Genomic DNA, 19510 nt, shown 5'->3' with positions numbered 1-19510 from the left:
CGAGGAGATGTCCCCGATGAACTTCAGCTTTCTGCAGGAACTGTTCTCCAGTATCACCCAGCGTGACGCCTTGCTCAGACGCCGGGGCGATGGCCCGCCGCTGGAACATACCCAGGTGATCGACGCCTGTCGCAAGCTTCTGGAAAGCGATGGCGAGGCCTCCAGCATCGCCCTGGCCGGCCAGGCCCTGGACGGCTACAGCTGCCTCGATGAAGACGAGAAGACTCGCTTCTTCCAGTGCCTGACCGAGCAGTTCAGTGCCGATCCCGAGGCCGTCGACGGCGCCTACGAGTGCTACCGGGACAGTCGCGGCAATGTCGACCTGCAGCGACTGTTCGAGGCCTGCGAACCGCAGCGCCAGGAGCTGTTGCGCCGGCTCAACCTGACCGCCGGCGGCACCTATGAGCTGGTGCGCATGCGCGAGGACCTGCTGCCCCGGCTCAAGGCCTTCCCGGCGCTGGAGGCGCTCGATGCCGACTTCTCCCACCTGTTCGCGTCCTGGTTCAATCGTGGCTTTCTGGTGCTCAAGCGGATCGACTGGAACACCCCGGCGGCGGTACTGGAGAAGATCATCCGCTACGAGGCGGTGCACGAGATCTGCGACTGGAACGACCTGCGCAGGCGCCTCGACGCCCGGGACCGGCGCTGCTTCGCCTTCTTTCACCCGGCTATCGGCGACGAACCGCTGATCTTCGTCGAGGTGGCCCTGACCAGGGGCATGCCCGAGCGCATCCAGCCGATCCTGGACGCCAACCACGAGGCCATCGAGGCCGAAGACGCCGACAGTGCCGCCTTCTTCGGCATCAGCAACTGCCAGGTCGGCCTGCGCGGCATCTCCTTCGGCAACTTCCTGATCAAACAGGTGGTCAAGGAGCTGAAGTCGGAACTGCCGCGGCTGAAGAACTTCGTCACCCTGTCACCGGTACCCGGCTTTCGCGCCTGGCTGGACGCCGAACGTCAGGACCAACGCGGTCGCCTCGACGACGACACCCGCGCCCTGCTGGCCGAGCTCGATCAGGACGACTGGCTCGAGGACTCCGAGCGCAGCAAGGCCCTGGGTGAGGTGATCAAGCCGCTGGCCGCTCACTACCTCACCAAGGAGCGCAACGCGCGCAATCTGCCGCTGAATACCGTCGCTCGCTTCCATCTCGGCAATGGCGCCGAACTGCACCGCATCAACTGGCTCGGTGATACCTCTCGCCGGGGGCTGTCACAGTTCGGCTCACTGATGGTCAACTATCTCTACGTGCTCGACGACATCGAAGGCAACCATGAGCGCTACACCACCGAAGGCAAGGTGGCCTGCTCGTCTCAGGTCAGGGACCAGCGTCGTCGCGCCCGCAAGCACTTGAAGGGAGATCCCGTCACATGAATCACAACCTCTTTGCCACCTTTGAAAAGCGCATGACCGAGCGTGGCGACGCGCCCTTCATCACCACCCGCGAAGGCCGTGACTACCGCTACAGCGATGCGCTGGAAGCGGTGGCCAGGCTCGCCGGGGCGCTGGTCGCGCTCGGCGTGGGGCCCGGTGACCGGGTTGCCGTCCAGGTCGACAAGAGCCCCGAGGCGATCCTTCTGTACCTGGCGAGCCTCAAGGTCGGCGGGGTCTACCTGCCGCTCAATACCGGCTACACCAGCGAGGAGATTCGCTACTTCCTCGGTGACGCCGAACCCGCCCTGTTCGTCTGCCGCCCGGATTCACTCACGGCCGCCCGCGAGGTCGCTGCCTCCTGCGGTGGCGCCCGAGTCGAATCCCTGGGCACCGCCGCCGACGGTAGCCTGATGGAGGCCGCCGAGGCGGCCACACCGGTCACCGAGATGCTCGAGCGCGGGCCGGATGACCTGGCCGCGATCCTCTACACCTCTGGCACCACCGGCCGCTCCAAGGGCGCCATGCTGAGCCATCGCAATCTTGGCTCCAATGCCGAGTCGCTGGTCGAGGCCTGGCGCTTCGACGAGCACGACCGGCTGATCCATGCCCTGCCGATCTTCCATACCCATGGGCTGTTCGTGGCCTGCAACGTGATCCTGATGGCCGGCGCCAGCATGCGCTTCCTGGCGAAGTTCGACCCGGACGTGATCTTCGAGGAAATGGCCGAAGGCACCACCATGATGGGGGTGCCGACCTTCTACACCCGGCTGCTCAAGGATCCCCGCCTGACCCGCGAGGCCACCGCCCGCATGCGCCTGTTCACCTCGGGGTCGGCGCCGCTGACGGCGGAGACCCACGAGGCCTTCGAGGCCGCCACCGGCCACGCCATCCTCGAGCGCTACGGCATGACCGAAACCAACATGAACACCTCCAACCCCTACGACGGTGATCGCATCGCCGGCACCGTGGGCATGCCGCTGCCCGGCGTCGAGGTGCGCATCACCGACCGTGAGGGTGGCAACCATACGCCGCTGCCCCAGGGCGAGATCGGCATGCTCGAGGTGCGCGGCCCCAATGTGTTCCAGGGCTACTGGCGGATGCCCGAGAAGACCGCCGAGGAGTTGCTGGAAGATGGCTTCTTCATCACCGGCGACCTGGCCCAGATCGATGAGCGGGGCTATGTGCAGATCGTCGGACGCGACAAGGATCTGGTGATCTCCGGCGGCTACAACGTCTACCCCAAGGAGGTCGAGGGGCATATCGACGAGATGGACGGCGTCGCCGAATCCGCGGTCATCGGCCTGCCCCACCCTGACCTGGGCGAAGGGGTGACCGCGGTGGTGGTGCCCGCCGAAGGCGCCTCGCCCCAGGAGGCCGACGTCATCGCCGCGCTGAGCGACAAGCTGGCCCGCTACAAGCAGCCCAAGCGGGTATTCTTCGTCGACAGCCTGCCGCGCAATACCATGGGCAAGGTGCAGAAGAATCAGCTGCGCGATCGCTTCAAGGACACCTATCGCTGAGTCCGGGACGCCTCTTCGGCGCAGCTCGACACTCGCTCTATCATCGGCGGCGCCCTGCGGGGCGCCGCCGGCGTATACCAGCACCTCCCGCTTCGGCATATTAGACGCCTGGCATCTATATCTTTTGACCAAGCGCGGCCCCGCGCACAGAGCGATATACTGATCACACCCTGTCCCGGAGATACCCCCATGCAGCCCATGGTGCGTGCCGCGGCCCTGACCGGCTACCGTACCCTGCTCGACGAGCAGGGTGTCGATGCCGACCAGGCGCTGGCACGACTGTCGTTGCCGCCGGACTACCTCGACCGGCCGGACCGCCTGATTCCGGTGGCCACCAAGATCGACCTGCTCGAACTGGGTGCCCAGATGAGCGGCTGTCGCCACTTCGGCCTGCTGCTGGGGCGCTACCAGAATATCTCGATGCTGGGCATGGTGGGCCTGCTGATCCAGCAGTGCGCCACCCTGCGCGAGGCGATGGTCACCGTGGCCGAGGAAATCGGCCGCCACGTGCAAGGACTCGATGTGCGTCTCGAGGAGCGCGATGACCAGGCCTACTACCACTTCACCTATCGTGTGCCCGGGCGCAGTGCCCCATCACGCCAGCACAACGACAATACCTTGATGGGCGCCTACAACATCCTCACCTTCCTCTACGGCGAGCCGATCAAGCTACGCGCCGTCTACCTGTGCGGCGAGGAGCCACGAGACCTCGAACCCTACACCCAGCAGCTGCACTCGGCGCTGCGCTTCAATCATCCCGAGAACACCCTGGTGTTCGACCGCAGCTGTCTCGACCACGCCATCGCCGGAGGCAGTCCGGCCCTGCGGCACCTGATCAACTCCTTGATGCACCGTCATCGCTGGGACGACATCGAAAGCAAGGTGGAGTGGATCATCACCAACCTGCTGCCGCTCGATCAGGTCAGCCTGGAGGCCGTGGCCCAGGCCTTGGACGTACCACCACGTACCCTCCAGGACCGCCTGCTCAAGCGCGGCCTGAGCTTCCAGCAGTTGCTCGATCGCGTGCGCATGCGCAGCGCTCGGGTCTACATGCTCGACACCCAACTGAGCCTGACCGAGATCGCCGACCTGCTTGGCTACAGCCAATTGAGCGCCCTGACCCGCAGCTTCAAGCGGATCATGGGCGAGAGTCCCGCCCAATGGCGACGAAAGCATAAGACCGAAACGCTCGATATTGCGCGATCTGTCAAATAGCGCGCGCCTTCGGTCAATCCGCCCGGCCCTGCCTTCACTATGCTCGGTGTAGACAACAACGACAGCGTGAGGGGCCAGTCCATGACGTCCAGCCAAGACGACCGTTTCGACTATGACCAGATCATCATCGGCACCGGCTTCGGTGGCTCGGTGAGCGCGCTGAGGCTCTCGGAAAAGGGCCATCGCGTGCTGATGCTGGAGAAGGGCCGGCGCTGGAAGGACGAGGAATTTTCGGACAACTCCTGGAACCTGAAAAAATTCCTGTGGGCCCCCAGGCTCGGTCTAACCGGCAATCTGCAGATCAGCCTGACCCGCAAGATCACCGCCCTGCACGGCGTCGGCGTCGGCGGCGGCTCGCTGGTCTACGCCAATGTGCACCTGATCCCCAAGGACGAGGTCTTTGCCGCCGAGTCCTGGACCCGGGTCCATGGCGACTGGAAGCAACGCCTGGCGCCCTTCTACGGCCTGGCCCAGCGCATGCTCGGTGTCACCCGTAGCCACTACGAGAACGCCGCCGACGAAGCGCTGAAGGAAACCGCAAGGCGTATGGGCCGCGAACACACCTACCAGACGGTCAATACCGGGGTGCTGTTTCCCGAGGCCCCCGACGACGCCAGCGGCGCCGAGCGAGGCGACCCCTACTTCGACGGCGACGGCCCCGAGCGCAACAGCTGTCAATACTGTGGCGGCTGCACCATGGGCTGTCGCCACAACGCCAAGAATACTCTGGTCAAGAACTACCTATGGTTTGCCGAACGCAACGGCGTGGAAATACGCGCCGAGAGTGAGGTCACGCGCATCGAGGCGCTGGCCGATGCCAAGGGACAGCGCGACGGCAGCGCCGGCTACGAGATCACGGTGCAATCCTCCACCGCCTGGTTCGCCAAGAAGCCCTACCGGCTGCGCTGCCGGGGCCTGGTGCTGTCCGCCGGCGTATTCGGCACCATCCCGCTGCTGCTCAAGGCCAGGGACCAGGACCAGACCCTGCCCCGGCTGTCATCGCGCCTGGGACGAGAGGTCCGCACCAACTCCGAGACGCTGATCGTCAACACCGCCAGGTTCGCCGACGCCAGCGGCCAGCCCCAGGAAATCTGCCACGGCCCGACCATCACCTCGATGTTCGATCCCGACGACGAGACCCGTATCGAGATCAACCGCTTCCCCCGCTACGGCGACGCCACCTTCGCGCTGCAGAGCGCCGTGCCGCTGACCGATACCCATGGTCAGGTGCCTCGCTCGGTCAGCATGCTGATCAATATCCTGCGCCAGCCGCTGACCACGTTGCGAATGCTCAACCCGGTGGGCAAGTCGAAACACTCGATCATCTTTCTGGTGATGCAGACCAGGGACACCTACGTCCACCTGAAGAGCCAGCGCCCCTGGTACACCATGTTCAAGCCCGGCTGGTCGGTATACCAGGACAAGGATGACCGGGCGCTGTCGAACTACTTCCCCATCGCCCACGAGGCGGCGCGTCACTTCGTCGAGGCCGCCGGTGGCGGCGAGGCCGGCAACGTGGCCACCGAAGTGCTCTCCGGCGCCCCCAGCACCGCCCACCTGATGGGCGGCGTCGCCATCGGCACCAGCGCCGAGGATGGCGTCGTCGATGATCGCGGTCGCGCCTTCGGCTACCACAATCTGAGGGTCATCGATGGCTCGCTGATTCCCGGCAACCTGGGGGTGAACCCTTCGCTGACCATCCTCGCCCTGGCGGAGTACGCCTGGGCAGAGGAGCCTGTGTTCGATGAAGGACGGGCCGCCGAGGTGTCGCGCGTCCACTTTTCCAAGCCCCTGCCGGGCTCCTGCTCGGCGCTGGACGGCCACGGCGACCTGCATGGCCTGATTGCCAGCGACGCCGCCACAACGACCACCGCGACCTCTGGAGTCGACGCATGAATGCCCCCCTGATGTCACCCGATCCCCGCACCCTCGATCAGCTTGAGCAGTCCTTCCACCAGCAGCGAAGCGCCTATCTGGCGGCGCCGGTGCCAAGCTACCGGGAGCGCATCGGCCACCTCAAGGCCCTGGCCAACATGCTCAAGGACCACCAGGAGGCGTTCGTCCAGGCGATCAGCGACGACTTCGGCAATCGCTCCCGCGAGGAGACCCTGTTCTGCGAGTTCGTGGTGGTGCTCGGCGATATCAAGGACGCCATCAAGCACCTGAAGTCGTGGATGAAGCCCCAGCGCCGGCGGGTCGACCACAGCCTCTACTTCGGTGCACGCAACAGCGTTATCCCGCAACCGCTGGGCGTCGTCGGTGTACTGGTGCCCTGGAACTTTCCGCTGAACCTGAGCCTCGCCCCCTTGATCGGCATCTTCGCCGCCGGCAACCGGGCGCTGGTCAAGATGTCGGATCGTTCTCCCCGACTGGCCCAACTGCTGATCGACCTCAGCCCCGACTACTTCCCCGAGGAAAAGCTCAAGTTCTTCGCCGACGACGGCGAGCTGGGGCCTCACTTCACCCGCCTGCCCTTCGACCATCTGGTGTTCACCGGGTCCACCGCCACCGGGCGCAAGGTCATGGCCAACGCCGCCGACAACCTGACCCCGGTCACCCTGGAACTGGGCGGCAAGGCGCCGGCAATCATCGCCCCGGACTTCTCCCTGGCCGAGGCCGCTCGGCGAATCCTGTTCGTCAAGCTGCTCAACGCCGGCCAGATCTGTACCACGGTGGACTACCTGTTTCTCCCGGAAGGTAGCGTGGATGCCCTGGTCGACGCCGCCAAGGGCATCGTCGGACACCGCTATCCGGATCTCGCCAGTCCCGACTACACCTCGATCATCGACGACGCCTCCTTCGCCCGGCTCGAGGCGACCCTGGAGGACGCCAGGGCCAAGGGCGCGCGGGTGATTCCCCTGTCGCAACAGCAAAGCAACCCTGAGACACGCAAGTTCGCCCCGCACCTGGTGCTGGACGTGACCGATGACATGGAGATCATGCAGCGCGAAATCTTCGGTCCGCTGCTACCAGTCAAGACCTACCGCCAGCCGGAAGAAGTCATCGACTACATCAACGCACGTCCTCGTCCGCTGGCGCTGTATCCGTTCTCCCAGGACAGGGCGCTGGTGGACCTTTACATCGAGCGTATCCAGTCGGGCGGCGTCTCGGTCAACCATGCCCTTCTGCACGTGGGCCAGCATGACCTGCCGTTCGGTGGCGTGGGTGATAGCGGCATGGGTCACTACCACGGCCGCGACGGCTTCATCACCTTCTCCAAGATGCGCCCGGTCTACCGTCAGGGCCCTGTCGACAGCATGAAACTGTTGATACCGCCCTACACCAGCACCACCCACAAGGTCCTCAAGCTGATGCAGTGGCTGGTCCGCTAGCACGTTCAACAACAACACTTACGATTGCTGCTGTCGCGCCTGGTCCTGACGCCGCGACGCCTCGAGAAACCAAGATGACCATCGACACCGCTTCCGCCGCAGCCTCGTCCCTGCCCTCCTATCTCGAGCGAATTAGTCGTTTTCCGGCGATTCGCGATCGCGCCGACATCGAGGTCATCGAGGCGACCCCGTGGGCCTCGCTGGAGCTGCCCGACAGCACCCTCGAGCTGATTCAGATCAGCGCCAGGCGCCGACCCGACGCCACCGCGCTGCGCTTCGTGATGGACGCCACGGCCCAGCAGCAGGGGCAGCGCTACACCTACGCCGAGTTTCTTGCCCGTGTGGTGCAGGCTGCGAACGCCTTTCACCGCCTCGGCGTGGACGCTGACGACGTGGTGTCCTTTCTGCTGCCGAGCCTGCCCCAGACCCACTTCACCCTGTGGGGCGGCGAGGCGGCCGGCGTGGTCAACCCGATCAACCCGATGCTGGAGCCCGAGCATATCGCCGGCATCATGAACGCCGCCGGCACCCGAGTGCTGGTGGCGCTGGCGCCCTTTCCGGGCAGCGACATCTGGGACAAGGTGGAAGCCATCAAGGACCGGGTACCGAGCCTCGAAAAGGTGCTGTACGTCGATGCCGCGCGCTTTCTCGGCGATGACGAAGCCCGCGCTCTGCGCGAACGTCTGCCGCTGCCCGACGCCGCCGACTGGTGCGAGGACTTCGACCGTTGCCTCGATCGGGCCCCCGCCGATCGGCTCATCAATGAACGTAGGATTCGCCCCGAGGAGCGCGCCTCGCTGTTCCACACCGGCGGTACCACTGGGTTGCCCAAGCTGGCACCCCATAGCCACGCCAACGAGGTGGCCAACGCGGCGATGATGCAGATGCTGTTTCGCCACCGAGAGGACGCGGTGATCCTCTGTGGCCTGCCGCTGTTTCACGTCAACGCCGTACTGATTACCGGCCTGGTGCCGCTGATGATCGGCGCGGAGATCCTGCTGGCCACCCCGGGCGGCTTTCGCAGCCCCGGCCTGGTCGACAACTTCTGGTCGCTGATGGAGCGCCACCGGGTCAGCTTCTTCAGTGCGGTGCCGGCGATCTTCTCTCGCCTGCTCGAGGTGCCCTTCGGCGACGCCGAGGTATCGAGCCTCGAAAGTGCATTGAGTGGCGGCGCGCCCTTGCCCCGGGCGGTCCACGGCCACTTCGAGGAGCTGACCGGCATCTCGCTGATCGAGGGCTTCGGCATGACCGAGGGCACCTGCGGCAGCATGGCCAACCCGCTCGCAGGCGAGCGTCGCACCGGATCGGTGGGCCTGGCGCTGCCCTATACCGGTGCCCGGGTGGTCGCCCTCGACGACCAGGACCGCTACCTGCGCGACTGTGAGGTCAACGAGATCGGGACGCTGTTGATCCGCGGCCCCAACGTCTTCGACGGTTACTCCAGGCCCGAACAGAACCGCGACATCTGGGTCGAGGATGGCTGGTTCAACACCGGCGACCTGGCCCGCCAGGATGCCGACGGCTATTTGTGGATCACCGGGCGCGCCAAGGATCTGATCATCCGCGGGGGGCACAACATCGATCCGCAGATGATCGAAGACGCGCTCTACCGCCACCCTGCGGTGCAGATGGCCGCTGCCGTGGGCAAGCCCTGCGACCGAGTCGGCGAACTGCCGGTGGCCTACGTCAGCCTGCAGCCCAATCGCCAGGTCAACGAGGACGACCTGCTCAGCCACTGTCAGGCCCACCTGGCCGAGAAGGCCGCCATCCCCAAGAACATCTGGATCCTCGACAGCATTCCACTGACGGCGGTGGGCAAGGTGTTCAAGCCGGCCCTGCGACAGGACGCGGTCACCCGGGTCTATGGCGAGATCGCCGAAGCCGAACTGGGGCCCGGGGTGGCACGCATCACGGCATGCCAGGATGCGACCCTCGGCCTGGTGGCGGAGATCAGGGTGCCGGGTGATGTCGATCTCTCCTCTCTCAAGGCCCGCCTCGAGGCCTTTCCGATCCCCTGTCGCTGGCGACAGGCATCCTGATCACCGAGAGCGTTTGGCACACCGTCGACCACCACCATCCACAAGAGGCCACGCTTGTCAGACTGCCATGACAGGCTGGCGGCTGGAGAGCCACCATGTTCGAACATCGTCACTTCGTCATCACCGGAGGTTCCTCGGGTCTGGGCCTGGCGCTGGCACAGCGGCTGATACGCGAGGGCGCGCGGGTCACCCTGGTGGCCCGCAACGAACAGCGCCTGCTTGCCGCGCTCGAGACGCTGCGAGGCGAGTCGCCGGCGGCGGTGGTCGACTGTCGGGTGGCGGACGTCACCGATGAAACCGCGATGCAGGAGGCCATGGCCGCCATCGCCGCCGAAAGCGGCGCCATCGACGGTCTGATCAACTGCGCCGGGGTAATGCGCGAGGGTTACTTCGAGACACTGACCCAGCGGGACTTTCGCGAGGTCATGGAGGTCAACTACTTCGGCCCGCTCAACGCCACTCGGGCGGCGCTGCCGTTTCTGGCGGCCCAGGGCGGGCGCCAGCACGGACACAAGGGCAATGCCCCCGCGGCCTGGCTGATCAATATTGCCTCGGTGGCGGGCTTGACCGGGGTCTTCGGCTACACCCCCTACTGCGCCAGCAAGCACGCCCTGGTGGGGCTGACCGAGTCGCTCTACTACGAGCTCGCGCCCCAGGGCATCCGTGTACAGCTGGTGTGCCCCGGCGAGTTCGACTCGCCCATGGTCGACACCCTGGAACAGGGCCGGACGCCGGAAAATCGCGCCCAGACCCTGTCCATCCCCAAGGCCAGCCTGGACGCCATCGCCGACGATACCCTCACGGGACTGCACAAGGGTGACTACCTGATCGTGCCGACCCGCCAGGCACGCCTGGCCACCCTTGGCATGCGCCTGGTGCCGGGTCTGTCACGCAAGCTGATGACGCGGACCCTGGCGCGGGTCTATCGAGGCCCCACCCGCGAGCCGCTGGAGCCGGGCGAGCAGACCTGAGCCAGGCCAGGCATCACTGCCGATCCTTGCGTGACTGCACAAAGGTCTGATGGTCCTGGGCCACACAACGCGCGTAGCTGTGCGCCAGGGTGGTCACCATCTCGACCACCTGATCGAGGTGACCGTCGACCCGCCGGCCCACCGCCCGGGCAAAACGGCCCGGATCGTCCGGCGTCAGCGCAGCGGCGCCGCGCAGGTGCTCGCGAGCGAGGATGCCACCCCACTGCTTTACCAGCTGGCGATAGTCCTTGCCGCCCTTCAGCTTGTGGGTAGGAAAGTCTTCCTTGTAGGGCGAGCGCTCGCGCACCGAGAACACCTTGTCGCCCAGGTGCAGCCAGCCCAGGTAGATATCCGGGTGTTCGGCGATGGCGTGGAAAGCGGCGGCATGACGAATGCCCTCATGCGGGAAGGTCGCCTTCCAGGCGCGCTTGCCGGCCTCGCTCATCAGCACCAGTCCGGCCGGCCCAGGCTGCTCCTTGACGTCGAGAATGACATCGTCGTGCTCGTGGTCCTTGCCACCCTCGATCAGCACGTAGAAACGGTCCAGTCCCAGTGAACCGGTGCCCGCATCCAGACGCCGCGCGGTGTCCTTGATGCGAAAGTGCTCGTCCTCGGACTCGCTGCGCTCGCCTTTCAGGGTATCGCGATACTCCTCGTTGATGGCCTTGCGCAACTGGCTGTCCAGGTGGGCAGGCAGGTTGGACAGCTTGCCCTCACGCTCGAGCCGGCGGCCGTCATCGTCGAGCCGGGTCCACTTGTCGAGCATCTTGGCCCGACTCTTCTTGCGCTCGACCTTTTGCATGAACGGCTTGAGCGGCCCCTTGGCGCTCTCCACATTGACGTACCCTGGGGTCTCGCCTCGGCGATGGTCGGCAAGCTCCCGATGGTAGGCCAGCACCAGGTGCTTGAGACCACGGCGCAGCGCCTTGGGCGAAAGACCCTGATTGTCGTGGGCGTCCAGCACCAGACTGATGGCCAGGCGCCAGAGATCATACTGATAGTCACCGATCAGCGAGTCGTCGAAATCGTCCATGCCGTAGCGCACGTGGTCATCGTGGTGGCCATAGGCGCCGAAGTTGAAGGCGTGGGCGTCACCCTGCAACCAGGTCTGGGTGTCGACCTGACCGCCGTAGAGCGAAAAGCGCCAGTCATGCCAGACATCGGCCCAGTACAGATGATTGGTGCCTCGAAAGAAGGCGTAGGGCGAGGCCGCGATCTTGTCGAACTTGGCCTGCCGGTCGTCTTCCCTGAGACCGGTATTGGCTGCCTCGATGGCGTCAAGCACCTGACGCGGACGATTGTGGCGAGTCAAGGGTAGCGACATGCGGTTCTCCTGTGCGGGGGGGACAACGATCTTCCAGTGAGTGCCGATTTCCGCCATTGTGGGGACAAGGACGCGATAGACTTGTCCTCAAGCATACCGTCTGGGAGAGGGACATGCCTGCGCCGTCCGCCAACCTGAACGCCACCCGCCAGCCAGGCGCCCCGGGCCACGCATCAGGCGCCCGCGCATCCCACCCCATGACGCTTGACCTCGCGACGCTGCGACGTGCCCGGCTCAGCCGGGACCCACGCTTCGACGGTCGCTTCTTCGTGGCGGTGCTGACCACCGGTATCTTCTGTCGGCCCATCTGTCCGGCGCGACTGCCGCGGGAAGACAACGTGCGCTACTACGAAAGTGCGCTGGGCGCGCTCCAGGCGGGTTACCGACCGTGTCTGCGCTGTCGTCCCGACAGCGCCCCGGGCTCGCCTGCCTGGCAAGGTAGTGACACCACCCTCAAGCGAGCGCTTGCGCTGATCGACCAGGGCGCGCTGGATGGTGACTCGGTCGAGGCCCTGGCCGCACGGCTCGGTATCGGAGCTCGCCATCTACGAGGGCTGTTTCAGCGCCACCTGGGCATTTCGCCATCGGGCTATGCGCAGCATCGTCGCTGTCTGTTCGCCAAACAGTTGCTGCATGAATCGAGCCTGACCATCGGCGAGGTCGCGCTGGCCAGCGGCTTCGGCAGCGTACGACGCTTCAACGAGGTGTTCCGCGAGCGCATCGGACTCAGCCCCCGTGATATCCGCCGGCGCGTGTCGAGCACCAGCACGCGCAAGGACACAGGGCAGGGGCTCGGCCAGTGCCTGAGCCTGACCCTCGGCTATCGTCCCCCTTACGCCTTCGCCACGCTGCGCGACTTCTTCGCTCGCCGAGCGATCCGCGGTCTCGAGTGGGTCGGCGACGATCACTACGGCCGACGTTTCCGCTGGCGTAGCGCCCGTGGGCACTTCACCGCCTTCCATCAGCCCGAACGCCATGGCTTTCGTGTCGAACTGGTCATCGACGATCTGAATCAGGTGACCGGCGTCATCGCCAATATTCGGCGCATGCTCGACCTGGACGCTACCCCCTCATTGATCGACGCGACCCTGCGCGACGCGGCTCCCGTTCTGCCGCTGGTGGAAGGCCTGCGCCTGCCTGGGCTATGGTCACCCTTCGAGGCTGCCGTTCGCGCCGTACTCGGCCAGCAGGTCAGCCTCGTCCAGGCGCGCGCCCTGACCCAGACGCTGGTCGATGCCCTCGGCGAGAGGACCCCGGACGGTGGCTGCCACTTTCCGAGCGCGGCGTCGCTGGCAGGCTCGCCGCTTGCCTTTCTCGGCATGCCCGACAGCCGACGCCAGACGCTTCGACGCCTGGCCGAGGCGGTGGCAGGTGACGAGCGCAAGCCTCCGCACTGGGAGGACATTCTCGGCATCGGCCCCTGGACCGCCGGCTACGCCCGTCTAAGGGGCGAAAGCGATCCCGATGTCTGGCTCGCCGGTGACGCCGTGATTCGACGCGTCCTGTCCCCCCCTTCATTGGCTGGGGGCGACAGCGACATCGGCATCGACATTGACAAGGCCCGCCCCTGGCGCAGCTATCTGCTGCTGCAACTCTGGAGTCATGACCATGACAACGACCCTTGATCCCATCGCCTGTCTCGACGCCTTCGCTGGACTCGAGGTCTACCATCCGCCCGAGGTCGACGCTCTGGGAGCCATCGTCATCGCCGCTACCGCTGGCGGCGTCGCCCGACTCGACTTTATCGACATCGGTCGTGCCGAGACCATCACGGCTCGCCCCTCGGAGCACACTCGCGCCTGCCGCGAACAGCTTGATGACTACTTTGCGGGGCGACGCCAGAGCTTCTCGCTGCCGCTGGATCCCCTGGGCACCGACTTCCAGCGTCAGGTGTGGAAGGCGCTGTCGGAGATCCCCTTCGGCGAGACCCGAAGCTATGCCCAGATCGCCGAAGGACTCGGCCGCAAGGGAGCCCACCGGGCGGTGGGCGCGGCCAACGGACGCAATCCCATCGCCATCGTGGTGCCCTGCCACCGGGTCATCGGCAGTGATGGCAGCCTTACGGGTTATGCAGGTGGCATGGGGCGCAAGCAATGGCTGCTGGCCTTCGAGGCCCAGGAAGTGCCGCTGGAGCTGTGCTGACCAGTTCCTGGCAGCCTGACCGCCTGACAGGGCTCTCTATCGCCAAGCGGCCCCTCTTCAGGATTCGACGCTGGCGGTCGCGACCCTGGGATCGAATACCAGGTGGGCGCGGATCGCCTGGACGCCATCGAGGGGTTGTTCGTAGCTCCACACCGAATCTTCGTAACGGCGGCCGTTGACCTCCACATGGAAGTAGCGAGCGTCACCCTTGAACGGGCAGTGGGTCCGGGTGTCGCTTTCTACCAGACGACTCATGTCGACGTCGCTGCGAGGCAGGTAGAGACGTGGCGGGTAGCCCGGTTCGGTGAGTTCCAGCGCGTGCAGGGTGTCGGCCAGGACCTGGCCTTCGACGTCCACTCTTACGCGGGTGGTCAAGGGGTAGATCGAGATTCGCTCCGTACGGGGGGTATCCATCGGCAGCATCCTCTGCGTGTCGGGAAGATGACGGTCTCGTCGAGTGCTGGCGAAGACCGAACCGGATTCCCGGGTGCCCTGCGCGGGCCCATTCCGAAGACCCCCGACGCCATCGCCTGCTCTCAAATTTCCATGAATCACAGTACCACGCCTGTAGAACACACTTTCAGCGTACTTTTTGCTGATTCAGCCTGATGCGCCGATTCAGCACAGCACTATCGCCCAGAGCTAGTGAGTGCTTATTAAGTGGTATCCGATATCCAGGTTTTTTATGCTAAGGACCGGGCGTGCGCTGAAATTCGGGCGTCGCTCTTGTCATGTCGTCCGTCCATTCGACTGCCCCCTCGTTCAACTGACCTGGTGTCTCATTCGCCCCGTCGCCATCCAAGGACATCCGATGCCCCCCTTCGCACGTACCTCCCTCATTCTGGCGCTTCCTCTGCTGACCACCGCCTGCGCCGGCATGTCCACCAGCAAGCCTGCCGTGGCCCAGCAGCTCGACTGGTCCGCCGCTCCGGTCTATTCCACCCTGACCCTGAGCGCCGGCTTCCAGCCGGATCCCCAGACCCTCGACGTGATGGCCGGCGGCAATACCCGGGCCAGTGTGGTCAGCGCCGACTGCGCCGGCTTCGTCAACGCCGAGGCTCCGGATGTGGACATCAACTACACCGCCGGCAGCTATCCGCTGAAGATCGCCGCCACCTCGGCCAGCGATACCACCCTGGTGGTCTACGACGCCAGCGGCATCTGGCACTGCAGCGATGACGCCGACGGCACCGATCCGGCGGTGGTACTGACCTCGCCCCCCAGCGGCAACTACAACGTCTGGGTCGGCAGCTACGATGGCAGCGGCCAGCTGGCACCCGCGACCCTGGTGGTATCCGAGTCGCTGTCCACCAGCAGCGCAGCGTCGGCCGGCGCCTCTGCCAGCGCATCGAGCAGCTACGTCGGTGGCGAGATCGAGTGGGGCGACGACGGCAGCCAGTGGAGCCACGACGGTGAGTGCGATGATCCTCGCTTCGCCGGCCCCGGGGTTGCCAGCGGCAATATCGAAGCCGATCGCTTCCACGACGCCAGCGACTGCCGCAGTCTGTATGAACAGGGCCGCCTCTACCTGCGCTAAGGCTTGCCTAAAAAGTACTGGCGCTAGTCGACTTTTCGGTCAAAGCCTGAGGCTTGTCGGAAAAGTGCCTGCGCTGGCTCACTGACGGGATAAGGCCCTGGCCGAAGGGCCTGTCGGCCAGACTGGGGATAGAGTGGAGATTGAATTGAGATAGGGTGGAGACAGAGCGCAGACAGAGAGGGGGCATGACGCCCCCTATCCATGCCACCTGCCTTCCGTTATCTCTTTTCATTTCACTGTCACCTCGAGGTGCCAGACTGGACTGCCACTTCTCGCGGTGACGTCATGGAACACAGCCCTCAACAATCGCAACAACCCCTCCGACAACAGCCGCGACGCCACTTGGATATCTTTCTGACCTTCCTTGGCCTCGGGCTGACGTCCTTCGGCGGTCCGGTCGCTCATCTGGGGTACTTCCATCAGGTCTTCGTCAAGCGCCGGGCCTGGCTGAGCGAATCCGCCTACGCCGAACTGGTGGCGCTGTGCCAATTTCTTCCCGGCCCGGCCAGCAGCCAGGTGGGGCTCGCCATCGGACTGATCCGCGGCGGCCTGGTCGGCGCCCTGCTGGCCTGGCTCGCCTTCACCCTGCCCTCGGCACTGGCGATGATGGCTTTCGCCTATGGTGCCGGTGCCATGGACGGCGCCCTTGGCGAAGCGCTGATCCACTCGCTCAAGCTGGTCGCCGTGGTGGTCGTCGCCCAGGCCCTGACCGGCATGGCCCGCAGCCTCTGCCCGGATCTTCCGCGTGCCGGGATGGCGCTGGTGGCGCTTGCCATCATGCTGGTCGTCGGCGGCATCGGCGCCCAGGTGGCGGTCATCGTGCTGGGAGCCCTGGCAGGTCTCCTGCTGCTGGAAGGCGCGACGCCAACGTCGACCGACGACGCTGGCGTGCCGGCACCATCGCTGGCGTCCTGGGTGAGTCCCGTTGCCCTGGTGCTGTTCGCGCTGCTGCTGGGAGGGCTGCCCCTGCTGCACTGGCTCTCGCCCAACGCCTGGACGACGCTGGCCGACGGTTTCTATCGCGCCGGCGCACTCGTGTTTGGCGGGGGCCATGTGGTGTTGCCGCTGCTGGACGCCGAGGTGGTCGGCCGCGGGCTGGTCTCGACTCAGGAGTTTACGGCTGGCTACGGCGCCGCTCAGGCTGTTCCGGGGCCGCTGTTCACCTTCGCCGCCTATCTGGGCAGCATTGCCGGCGGCGTGTGGGCGGGCGCCCTGGCGCTGGTCGCCATCTTCCTTCCCGGGGCCCTGCTGGTGATCGGGCTGTTGCCGGCCTGGCAACGGCTCGGCCGTCGCCCTCGCCTGAGGGCCGCCATGAGCGGTGCCAACGCCGCTGTGGTCGGGCTGCTGGGGGCCGCCTTCATCGATCCGGTGTGGCAAAGCGCCATCGTCTCGACCCTCGACGTGGCGATCGTGGTGGCAGGATTCGTGCTGCTGAAGCGGCTGCCGGTGTGGGCACTGGTGCTGGCGTTTCTGGCGTTGGGGCTGGTCAGGGGGCTGCTGGGCTAGGGCTTGTCTGAAAAGTGCCTGCGCTCCCGACGCCGGCGATACCAGCAGCCGGCCGTCAGGTCCGGCCCGGACTCAGCAGGGAGTGCCGGCGTGATCCCGCTTCAACTGGTAGAACTGGTCGACGATGTCGTCCATGGCCTCGGCGTCATAGGGACACAGGCCACTGACCACCAGCTTCTTGCCACCATGACCGATACTTTCTCCAGCGGCGTCGATGGCGAACTCGAGGTGCACGTCACCGCGCTTGCCGATGACCTCCAGGCGGGAATCCAGCAGCCGTAACGCCGGCGCCAGCGCATCCAGTCGCGTCAGCGAAAAGCCCATGCTGTCGTAGATCACCAGCGGCCGCTTGGGATTGAACATGACACCGCAGTCTTCCATCAGCGGCTTCATGTAGTGAGGAAAGTTCTTTCCCGAAAACGCCACGTAGCAGCGCGTGAAGGCTTCGACGACGCTCTCGTCGAAGGTCACCTCTCCGCGCCGTTCGACCTCCAGATAGCACTTGCCGTCATCGTCCAGCACCCGTATCACCCGGTCGCCTTCCTCGCGAAAACTGAGCGCCCGATCCGCCCCCACCATGGCGAGAAAGCGAAAGTTCATGTGCGGCGACAGTCCGAAACGCTTCAGCACCAGAGCGAACAACAGGTCGCCCGGTACGCAGAACCGCCGTGCGCCCGGTGTGTGAATGGGGTTGAAGTCGCCGGCTATGCACTTGGCGAAGCGGCTCGCCTGGTCAGCGGAAATCACGATGCGATCATCGACGCAGGAGTGGTAGTCATCAAGAAACATGGAACAGGCGCCTGGCTGAAACTGAAGATGGAGCTCCCGGAGGCTCTCCAGGCGAGCATGATGCCACAGAACCTGCCGAGATGAGCACCGCCGGCATCAACTAGCACAGATTCTTGCCCCGACAACCGGACAGGGCCTCACTACTCCTACCAAAGGTGCATTCCAGCGCGCCTTTGGCAGCATATTGCAGTGCAAAACGCTGTGGTAGTCTCGACGTCGATTTCTCCCTTTCTCATTCACTTTCAGGATGACATCGTCATGCATAATTATGACAACAAGAGGATACGACGACCGGGTCGCTGGCTCGTCCTCGCCGCTCTGCTGCTGATGGGGCTCACCCTGGCGGGAGCCAGCCAGGCGGTGACCGGAGAACTCGACCTCACCGGCTCCTTCGCCGGCTTTCTGGCGGTGGCCATCTTCGTACTGGCCTACGCCCTGGTGATGGCGGAAGAAAAGCTGCACATGCGCAAGTCCAAGCCCGTGCTGGTGGCGGCAGGCCTTATCTGGGCGCTGATCGGCTGGACCTACGTGCAATCCGGTATGCCGGATGAGGCCGAGCATGCCTTCCATATGACGCTGCTGGAATTCTCCGAGCTGATGCTGTTCCTGCTGGTAGCGATGACCTACATCAACGCCATGGACGAGCGCCGGATCTTCGATGGCCTGCGTTCCTGGATGGTCCAGAAAGGCTTCAGCTACCGCACCCTGTTCTGGCTCACCGGCGGCCTTGCCTTCGTCATCTCGCCGATCGCCGACAACCTGACCACGGCGTTGCTGATGTGTGCGGTGGTGACCAAGGTGGCCGAAGGTGACAAGCGCTTCATCAATCTCTGCTGTATCAACATCGTGGTCGCAGCCAACGCAGGTGGCGCCTTCAGCCCCTTCGGCGACATCACCACCCTGATGGTCTGGCAGGCCGGCCTGATCGAATTTCAGGAGTTCTTCGAACTGCTGATTCCCTCGCTGATCAACTTTGTGGTCCCGGCGGTGGTGATGAGCTTCTTCATCCACAATCGCACCCCGGACAGCCTCGAGGAGACGGTGGAGCTCAAGCGTGGGGCACGCCGCATCATCGTCCTGTTCCTGCTCACGGTGGCCACCGCCGTTGCCTGCCACACCCTGCTGCACCTGCCGCCGGTGCTTGGCATGATGACCGGACTGGGCTATCTGCAGTTCTTTGGCTTCTATCTGCGCAAGAGCCTGCCCAAGTCGCTGGATCGCAAGCGCACCGTCTATACCCAGAAGGGCGACTGGAAGAAGCTCGAGCAACTCGGCAGCGTGGTCCCCTTCGATGTGTTCAACCGGGTCGCCCGGGCTGAGTGGGACACCCTGCTGTTCTTCTATGGTGTCGTCATGTGCGTTGGCGGTCTTGGCTTCATGGGCTATCTCGGACTGCTGTCTGACGTGATGTACAACCAGTGGGACGCGACCTGGGCCAATATCGCGCTCGGTGTCATTTCGGCGGTGGTCGACAACATTCCGGTGATGTTCGCGGTACTGACCATGGAGCCAGAGATGTCCCACGGCCACTGGCTGTTGATCACCCTGACCGCTGGCGTCGGTGGTAGCCTGCTGTCGATCGGTTCCGCTGCTGGCGTCGCGCTGATGGGCCAGGCACGCGGCTATTACACCTTCATGGGCCACCTGCGCTGGGCCCCGGTGATCGCGCTGGGCTACGCCGCCAGCGTCGCGGCGCACCTGTGGTTGAACCAGGCCAGCTTCGCCATTCAGGGCTGAATCCCGGCCGTCCCTCTCTCTGCCAT

The 19510-nt window shown here is 65.1% G+C and carries 15 protein-coding genes; 12 read left to right on the top strand and 3 right to left on the bottom strand.

Annotated elements, in window-relative coordinates; all coding sequences use genetic code 11:
- Positions 1-16: 16 nt before the first annotated feature.
- From C6W88_RS01915 to C6W88_RS01885, 7 genes are all read left to right on the top strand, one after another.
- Positions 17-1372 (top strand): malonyl-CoA decarboxylase, encoded by a 1356-nt coding sequence (locus C6W88_RS01915; protein WP_108131309.1) that lies wholly within the window; start codon positions 17-19, stop codon positions 1370-1372.
- Positions 1369-2892 carry a malonate--CoA ligase gene (locus tag C6W88_RS01910; protein ID WP_108131308.1) on the top strand — a complete coding sequence of 508 codons (1524 nt, stop codon included), beginning with the start codon at positions 1369-1371 and terminating at the stop codon, positions 2890-2892. Before C6W88_RS01915 ends, C6W88_RS01910 begins: the two co-directional genes overlap by 4 nt.
- Before the next feature lie 189 nt (positions 2893-3081).
- A complete protein-coding gene (locus C6W88_RS01905; RefSeq protein WP_045992169.1) occupies positions 3082-4107 on the top strand; it encodes an AraC family transcriptional regulator in 1026 nt (341 codons plus the stop codon).
- Between the two features lie 81 nt (positions 4108-4188).
- A complete protein-coding gene (locus tag C6W88_RS01900) occupies positions 4189-6003 on the top strand; it encodes an FAD-dependent oxidoreductase (RefSeq protein ID WP_108131307.1) in 1815 nt (604 codons plus the stop codon).
- Positions 6000-7439, top strand: a complete 1440-nt coding sequence (locus tag C6W88_RS01895) for a coniferyl aldehyde dehydrogenase (protein ID WP_108131306.1) — start codon at positions 6000-6002, stop codon at positions 7437-7439. Before C6W88_RS01900 ends, C6W88_RS01895 begins: the two co-directional genes overlap by 4 nt.
- A 74-nt stretch (positions 7440-7513) precedes the next feature.
- Positions 7514-9478: an acyl-CoA synthetase gene (locus tag C6W88_RS01890; RefSeq protein WP_108131305.1), complete on the top strand. Its 1965-nt coding sequence runs from the start codon at positions 7514-7516 to the stop codon at positions 9476-9478.
- 95 nt (positions 9479-9573) lie between these two features.
- Positions 9574-10449, top strand: coding sequence for an SDR family NAD(P)-dependent oxidoreductase (locus tag C6W88_RS01885; RefSeq protein ID WP_108131304.1), 876 nt, complete (start codon positions 9574-9576; stop codon positions 10447-10449).
- A gap of 13 nt (positions 10450-10462) precedes the next feature.
- On the opposite strand, the gene C6W88_RS01880 is transcribed toward C6W88_RS01885, so the two are convergent.
- Positions 10463-11773 carry a DUF2252 domain-containing protein gene (locus C6W88_RS01880; RefSeq protein ID WP_045992173.1) on the bottom strand — a complete coding sequence of 437 codons (1311 nt, stop codon included), beginning with the start codon at positions 11771-11773 and terminating at the stop codon, positions 10463-10465.
- Between the two features lie 113 nt (positions 11774-11886).
- Between C6W88_RS01880 and C6W88_RS01875 the strand changes: the two genes are divergently transcribed.
- Together C6W88_RS01875 and C6W88_RS01870 are read left to right on the top strand one after the other, a co-directional pair.
- The gene (locus tag C6W88_RS01875) at positions 11887-13398 is read left to right on the top strand and encodes a DNA-3-methyladenine glycosylase 2 family protein (RefSeq protein ID WP_231498443.1); all 1512 of its coding nucleotides are present in this window, start codon (positions 11887-11889) and stop codon (positions 13396-13398) included.
- Entirely contained in the window at positions 13382-13915 is a 534-nt protein-coding gene (locus tag C6W88_RS01870) for a methylated-DNA--[protein]-cysteine S-methyltransferase (protein WP_108131303.1), read from the top strand. The genes C6W88_RS01875 and C6W88_RS01870 overlap by 17 nt, the downstream gene beginning before the upstream one ends.
- A gap of 57 nt (positions 13916-13972) precedes the next feature.
- On the opposite strand, the gene C6W88_RS01865 is transcribed toward C6W88_RS01870, so the two are convergent.
- Positions 13973-14329 (bottom strand): DUF427 domain-containing protein, encoded by a 357-nt coding sequence (locus tag C6W88_RS01865; RefSeq protein ID WP_045992174.1) that lies wholly within the window; start codon positions 14327-14329, stop codon positions 13973-13975.
- A 397-nt stretch (positions 14330-14726) separates the two neighbouring features.
- Here C6W88_RS01865 and C6W88_RS21570 point away from each other — a divergent pair, with 397 nt between their 5' ends.
- Both C6W88_RS21570 and chrA read left to right on the top strand, forming a co-directional pair.
- Complete coding sequence (locus C6W88_RS21570; protein WP_052704305.1) at positions 14727-15452, top strand: hypothetical protein; 726 nt, start codon at positions 14727-14729, stop codon at positions 15450-15452.
- A 342-nt stretch (positions 15453-15794) separates the two neighbouring features.
- Entirely contained in the window at positions 15795-16958 is a 1164-nt protein-coding gene (gene chrA / locus C6W88_RS01855) for a chromate efflux transporter (RefSeq protein WP_308812407.1), read from the top strand.
- Positions 16959-17030: 72 nt separating this feature from the next.
- Here the strand turns inward: chrA and C6W88_RS01850 are convergent, their stop codons facing one another.
- A complete protein-coding gene (locus tag C6W88_RS01850) occupies positions 17031-17747 on the bottom strand; it encodes a DUF3581 family protein (RefSeq protein ID WP_045991757.1) in 717 nt (238 codons plus the stop codon).
- A 258-nt stretch (positions 17748-18005) separates the two neighbouring features.
- On the opposite strand from C6W88_RS01850, the gene nhaD reads away from it, so the two are divergent.
- Positions 18006-19484 carry a sodium:proton antiporter NhaD gene (gene nhaD / locus C6W88_RS01845; RefSeq protein WP_045991758.1) on the top strand — a complete coding sequence of 493 codons (1479 nt, stop codon included), beginning with the start codon at positions 18006-18008 and terminating at the stop codon, positions 19482-19484.
- Positions 19485-19510: the final 26 nt, after the last annotated feature.

It is taken from the genome of Halomonas litopenaei, assembly GCF_003045775.1.
In the GTDB taxonomy this organism is placed as follows: Bacteria; Pseudomonadota; Gammaproteobacteria; order Pseudomonadales; family Halomonadaceae; genus Halomonas; species Halomonas litopenaei.
This window is presented reverse-complemented; position numbering and strand designations above follow the sequence as displayed.

What these genes read in the sequence shown, in the direction of transcription:
- C6W88_RS01905 (WP_045992169.1), top strand. Translation starts at nt 3,082, where the DNA reads ATGCAGCCCATGGTGCGTGCCGCGGCCCTGACCGGCTACCGTACCCTG.
- C6W88_RS01875 (WP_231498443.1), top strand. Translation starts at nt 11,887, where the DNA reads ATGCCTGCGCCGTCCGCCAACCTGAACGCCACCCGCCAGCCAGGCGCC.
- C6W88_RS01895 (WP_108131306.1), top strand. Translation starts at nt 6,000, where the DNA reads ATGAATGCCCCCCTGATGTCACCCGATCCCCGCACCCTCGATCAGCTT.
- C6W88_RS01885 (WP_108131304.1), top strand. Translation starts at nt 9,574, where the DNA reads ATGTTCGAACATCGTCACTTCGTCATCACCGGAGGTTCCTCGGGTCTG.
- C6W88_RS01880 (WP_045992173.1), bottom strand. Translation starts at nt 11,773, where the DNA reads ATGTCGCTACCCTTGACTCGCCACAATCGTCCGCGTCAGGTGCTTGAC.
- C6W88_RS01850 (WP_045991757.1), bottom strand. Translation starts at nt 17,747, where the DNA reads ATGTTTCTTGATGACTACCACTCCTGCGTCGATGATCGCATCGTGATT.
- nhaD (WP_045991758.1), top strand. Translation starts at nt 18,006, where the DNA reads ATGCATAATTATGACAACAAGAGGATACGACGACCGGGTCGCTGGCTC.
- C6W88_RS01865 (WP_045992174.1), bottom strand. Translation starts at nt 14,329, where the DNA reads ATGGATACCCCCCGTACGGAGCGAATCTCGATCTACCCCTTGACCACC.
- C6W88_RS01900 (WP_108131307.1), top strand. Translation starts at nt 4,189, where the DNA reads ATGACGTCCAGCCAAGACGACCGTTTCGACTATGACCAGATCATCATC.
- C6W88_RS21570 (WP_052704305.1), top strand. Translation starts at nt 14,727, where the DNA reads ATGCCCCCCTTCGCACGTACCTCCCTCATTCTGGCGCTTCCTCTGCTG.
- C6W88_RS01910 (WP_108131308.1), top strand. Translation starts at nt 1,369, where the DNA reads ATGAATCACAACCTCTTTGCCACCTTTGAAAAGCGCATGACCGAGCGT.
- C6W88_RS01915 (WP_108131309.1), top strand. Translation starts at nt 17, where the DNA reads ATGAACTTCAGCTTTCTGCAGGAACTGTTCTCCAGTATCACCCAGCGT.
- C6W88_RS01870 (WP_108131303.1), top strand. Translation starts at nt 13,382, where the DNA reads ATGACAACGACCCTTGATCCCATCGCCTGTCTCGACGCCTTCGCTGGA.
- C6W88_RS01890 (WP_108131305.1), top strand. Translation starts at nt 7,514, where the DNA reads ATGACCATCGACACCGCTTCCGCCGCAGCCTCGTCCCTGCCCTCCTAT.